The sequence below is a fragment of the Hydrogenophaga sp. genome, from assembly GCF_030656115.1.
Lineage (GTDB): Bacteria > Pseudomonadota > Gammaproteobacteria > Burkholderiales > Burkholderiaceae_C > Hydrogenophaga.
The window spans coordinates 1-4,446 of record NZ_JAUSOO010000107.1 but is presented as its reverse complement, the minus strand read 5'-3'; the positions used below and the strand labels follow the sequence as shown (position 1 = coordinate 4,446).

The 4,446-nt window shown below is 60.1% G+C and carries 5 protein-coding genes and 1 pseudogene; 1 reads left to right on the top strand and 5 read right to left on the bottom strand.

Going from position 1 to position 4,446, the window contains the following annotated elements; all coding sequences use genetic code 11:
- Window positions 1–279: pseudogene (locus Q7J58_RS13605) on the top strand (IS3 family transposase); the annotation flags it as partial.
- A gap of 439 nt (window positions 280–718) precedes the next feature.
- Here the strand turns inward: Q7J58_RS13605 and Q7J58_RS13600 are convergent.
- The 5 genes from Q7J58_RS13600 to Q7J58_RS13580 all read right to left on the bottom strand — a co-directional run bounded on the left by Q7J58_RS13600 (window position 719) and on the right by Q7J58_RS13580 (window position 4,056).
- On the bottom strand, window positions 719–943 hold the full coding sequence (locus Q7J58_RS13600; RefSeq protein ID WP_304828925.1) for a BPSL0761 family protein: 225 nt from the start codon (window positions 941–943) through the stop codon (window positions 719–721).
- A 1-nt stretch (window position 944) separates the two neighbouring features.
- Window positions 945–1,733, bottom strand: coding sequence for a metallophosphoesterase (locus tag Q7J58_RS13595; protein WP_304828921.1), 789 nt, complete (start codon window positions 1,731–1,733; stop codon window positions 945–947).
- On the bottom strand, window positions 1,733–2,155 hold the full coding sequence (locus Q7J58_RS13590) for a hypothetical protein (protein WP_304828917.1): 423 nt from the start codon (window positions 2,153–2,155) through the stop codon (window positions 1,733–1,735). The genes Q7J58_RS13595 and Q7J58_RS13590 overlap by 1 nt, the downstream gene beginning before the upstream one ends.
- The gene (locus tag Q7J58_RS13585) at window positions 2,152–2,607 is read right to left on the bottom strand and encodes an HAD domain-containing protein (protein WP_304828914.1); all 456 of its coding nucleotides are present in this window, start codon (window positions 2,605–2,607) and stop codon (window positions 2,152–2,154) included. The genes Q7J58_RS13590 and Q7J58_RS13585 overlap by 4 nt, the downstream gene beginning before the upstream one ends.
- Before the next feature lie 108 nt (window positions 2,608–2,715).
- On the bottom strand, window positions 2,716–4,056 hold the full coding sequence (locus Q7J58_RS13580) for an AAA family ATPase (RefSeq protein ID WP_304828911.1): 1,341 nt from the start codon (window positions 4,054–4,056) through the stop codon (window positions 2,716–2,718).
- Window positions 4,057–4,446: the final 390 nt, after the last annotated feature.

Here is a 4,446-nt window from a genome sequence, read left to right as displayed (position 1 = left end):
TTTGCTGACCTGCTGCAGGCGCGGCGCTGGGTGGGTAAGCTGGTGGATTGGTACAACCAAGAGCACCGCCACAGCGGCATTGGTTTCGTGACGCCAGATCAACGCCATTCGCTGTTGGATGGGGCTCTTTTGCAGGCCCGCCATGAGGTCTATGAGGCCGCTCAAAGACGCAACCCGAGCCGCTGGTCCAGGAATACCCGAGACTGGTCACGACGGAACATTGTTCACCTCAACCCCGACAAGTCCAGCGAGGAGGATGTGCTCAAAAAGACTCATTGAGCTTGTGCTTTTTGACGACAAATAGCTTGACAACTACCGGTCTACCGTTCATTGCATTTGTACCAGTGGGCGGTAGAACGGGAGATCGTCACACGGCTGGTTGGGGCAGGAGGTCTGAACGACGAATCCGCACTGCTAGAAGGACTGAAAAAGATTCGAATGGCTTCGGACTAAGGCTTCACTAGGCTCAACTCAAACTGAACAAAGAATCCATTGTGAATCGTTCAATTTTGAGAACCTCGCTTGACTTCCCCGTCGCCTGAGCTGATTACCGTGGGCTGCAAAAGAACGCGAGCCGGGTCAGTGACCACTTATGGAGGGGCCGGTGAGCCTTGACGGGGAGACCCTGCTCGTACAGCGTCACGGGCATAGTTCAACAGTGACTTTCATGGCCAAAGATGGCCGAAATCCAGATGCAGATCAGACAGGATGAGGCGCTTCATGGAGGGCTTTCCGGCTCCAGCCAGTGAATGCCAACCGATGACCTGGTCAGGCGGTCCACATCTTGAATCATCCTTTGAAGGTCGAGGGCGCTGGGGTAATGGCGCAGCGTCACCCGGGCCTCGCGCCTGATGGCCTCGGGCACGTCAGGATTGTGCTGGAGCTCGCGCAGCATTTCACCGGCGAAGCGCAGGGCGCGGGCACGTTCATCAGGCATTGTCATTTCAGAACTCCTTGGACTCAAAATTCGACCTGTCATGCTCGGACACCAGCTCGCCCAGCCCGTTCTTGATGCAGCAAAAATTCACCGCACGCGCGTCAAACCCAAGTGAATCGCGCTGTGCGGCGTACGCATCACTCAGGTCATCGTGGGTGTGCCCGTGGAAACTGCGAACCACCCGCATGTCGCGCGCCAGCTGGTCCAAAGCCTCCCAGCCATACGGGTGGCAAGATGGCGCCTCGTGCGTGATCAGAATGTCCGCACGCAGTCTGGCCAGCGTGGCCACATCGTCCGGGTAGATCGCGCCATGCAGTTTCGAGCTGGGCTTCTGGCCATCACGCCAGCAATACGGCCCGTCCTTCATGGCCGTGGCCTTGCTGGTGAACGTCGCAGCTGAAGGCGGTGCCCACACCCGCCCCAAGAAATTGCCGCCCAGCCCGGCCACGCGAATGCCGTCCAGTTCAACAACCTGTCCATGCAGAGCCACGGCATCGCCGCAGTCGTGCAGACACGCCCAGTTCTCGTGCGTGTCCGCATCGTGATTGCCGTGGATGAAGGCAACCATCACACCCGGAAACTCCCGTCGCAGAGGCGCCAGGATCTCCCTAAAGCTCCGAGCGTCGATCTCCACATCGCCCAGGAAGATCAACCAGCTGGGGAGCTGTCCGGCCTTCTTGGCGTCTGCAACGGATCGGCCAATGTGGCGGAACTCCCCGTGCACATCCCCCAGGAACCAGAGTTTTCTCAAGCGGTCTGCGTGTTCCTGGTCAAACGCCAGCATGTCGCGCGGCATCACAGCTCGTCCCCCTCGAACCAGATGGACGGCAGGGTGCCGGCATCGGCCTGGGCGCGATGCTCTTCACACAGCGCCAGCATCCATCCAGGCTTGAGATCAATCATGCCGGGGCGACCGCAAAGAGCGCACACCTTGGAGCTCGCCACTTCGTCTTGGACCCTCATGGACATGATCTTTTCTGCAACATCCGGATCCCTGTCGACAGCGCCCTCGGCCAGCTGGTAACAGACACGCGCCTGCCCGAACTTCTCTTTGACTTGCCTCCAATGGAAGCCGCGCTTGTCATCGCCCAGCTCCTGGTCGATATCGGCGCACAACTGGGCAAACAGGCTGAACCAGCCGCGAGAGAAGCTCATGCTGATTTGGGGTCCAGCAAACTGGTAGGGATAGAGTGCCTTGAGTTCTTTGGGGTTTTTCATTGCGGTGGTCTTTCAAGAACAGATTGAAGGTGGGCGGCGTCGGTGGCGGTGAAGCCGGTCCCGTGCTGGGTCAGGATCAAGTGAGGACATCCCGGGCTGAACAGCCAGGGCACGTCATCGATCGCTATCCACGGATGCCCAGGGCGATGGGTCGCCAGCCAGGCCCGGCATTCGCTTTCGCGCACATGCTGGGCCGCAGGCTCCACGGGGAGCCTGGGCGTGATCGGTGTGCAGCCCACCACACGCGCGGCCATGTCCTCGCAGAAGAATCCCCGCAACGCCTGCAGCGGATGGTGTTCACGCCAGGAGCTGCTGATGACGATCTCCACAGACGGATGGCGCCGCAATACGGACTCGATCAAGGGAAGGCAGGTGAACAGTTTTTCCGTCTTGCAGACCTCGCGATGGGTCACCCCGTCAAAGTCCAGAAACACGATGGGTGCTGATGGCATGGGTCGTCCTCTCAAGTCGTTCGCTCTAAGCGATTGATTTGCATGGATATTTTTGAACGACATTCGGACGAGTTGCGGCGCGGGCGGGCCGATTACTTCGCTCTCAGGTCAATGCAGAAAGCGGTCGTTCGTTGGTTCGGTGTCATCACCGTCCAGAACGGTTGCTGGCAGGTCACGCTGCACCAGGTGTCTTCGCCCATTCACCAGCGCTCGGGCATAGGCCTGTTCCAGCGCCTGGATTTGCTCGCGCGGCGTGAGATGCGCCAATGGGGTGACAACGCGCCGGTCGGGGGGAGCAAAAGCCGTGAAACGGGTGTGTACGGCTGCGGCCACCGTCTGCGCCAGCTCGATCGCCTGTTCGGCTGTCGGCGACTGGATCTGAAAAATCCGGAAACGGGACTGGATCGGCGCGGGCACATGCAGCAAGTCGTTGGCGGTAGCGATCCAGAACACGTGACTGGCATCGAACGTGATACCCGCAGAAATGTCCTTGATCGCCGTGGCCGTCACGGGCTCCAGCAAACTGTGCAAAGGCGCCAGGGGATTGCTGCTGCGGTTGGCGGTGGTCTTGTCGATCTCGTCCAGGAGCACGATGGGATCGGCGCGATCGTTCAGGCAGACCGCGTTGAAGACCAGGCCTGTTTCGGTGTTGCCCCAGTGCCTGTCCGAACCCATGAGGGCGTCACCGGTGACAGACGAGTCCAAACTGTGGCGATGGATGGGTCGTTCCAATGTGCGAGCCAGCTCCAGCGTGAAGTGGGTCTTGCCCACACCAGGCGCACCGGCCAGCAAGATGGGCGGCAGGCGCACCGGCTGGTCCAGTTCCTGTGCCAAAAGGATCTGCCCTTGGATGAGGTCGATCACTTCCCCGAAGTGCGGTTGCTGGCTTCGCAGGGCACGCAGCCCATCCAGCGCGCGATCGGCGGCGCACCGGTTGCCCACGCTGCGAAACGCACCGCGCTCCTTCAGCTTCAAGAACAGTGCCTGGTCCCGCTCGCGCATCTGCTTGTCCGGTGAACCTGCAGCTTGTTCGAGGAGTTTGATGGGCTCGTCCCAGGCGTAGGCCTGGACCTGGCTGAGAAATCCCTGGCGCGGGCCAACCAGACTTTGCCGCTGTTGGTCGTACTGGGCCTGGAGCGCGTCACGCTCGTCGGGGATGGAAAACGGGTTCGTGGACTTTCGGAGGGTGGACGCGTAGGACTCGGACAGGTTTTTGGTTGCCTCTTCTTCACGCAGAATTGCAGCCTTCCTTTCCTCTCGATGGGCAGTTTCTTGCTCAAGAGCGACTTCAGCGCGCTGCTTGACCAACTGGTCCATCTCCTCGGTGACTGGGAGGATGACCGTGACGCAGCGGCTGCGGTCGACATCAAAAACAACAAGCTGACGCTCGGTAAAGGCCGGAAACTCCTGATCGGGTGCGTGGGCGATTCCCTGTTGGGATTTCAACATGCTGGGCTCCTGGTTGGAGCCCGGCCGGTGCTTTGTGTTCTGCCCTGGCTCCTTGTTGATTCACTGGGTGACAAGGTGGGCTGAACGCAAGACCGCTAGCGTCGCGGTCGCAGCAGCACACCCCAGCGGGTGCTTATGCACACGGTGGAGGTGTTGGTGTTCAGGGAAATGTGCTGCGACATGGGTGAAATGATGCGGGAAAAGTGGGCAGCTCGCAAGCGATCGATGCGGCAAGTGTTGTTTGTAGACGGCTGTCAGTTTCCGCGTAAATCTGGTGTCGGCATCAAGCCGGACGTAGTCACCCGCGACAGTCGGCGGACTGCTTTGAACTACCTTTGAATCGAATGGGGGATGCCCGTTGTACAGGGCACAGACGTGTCCTGGGCGTGC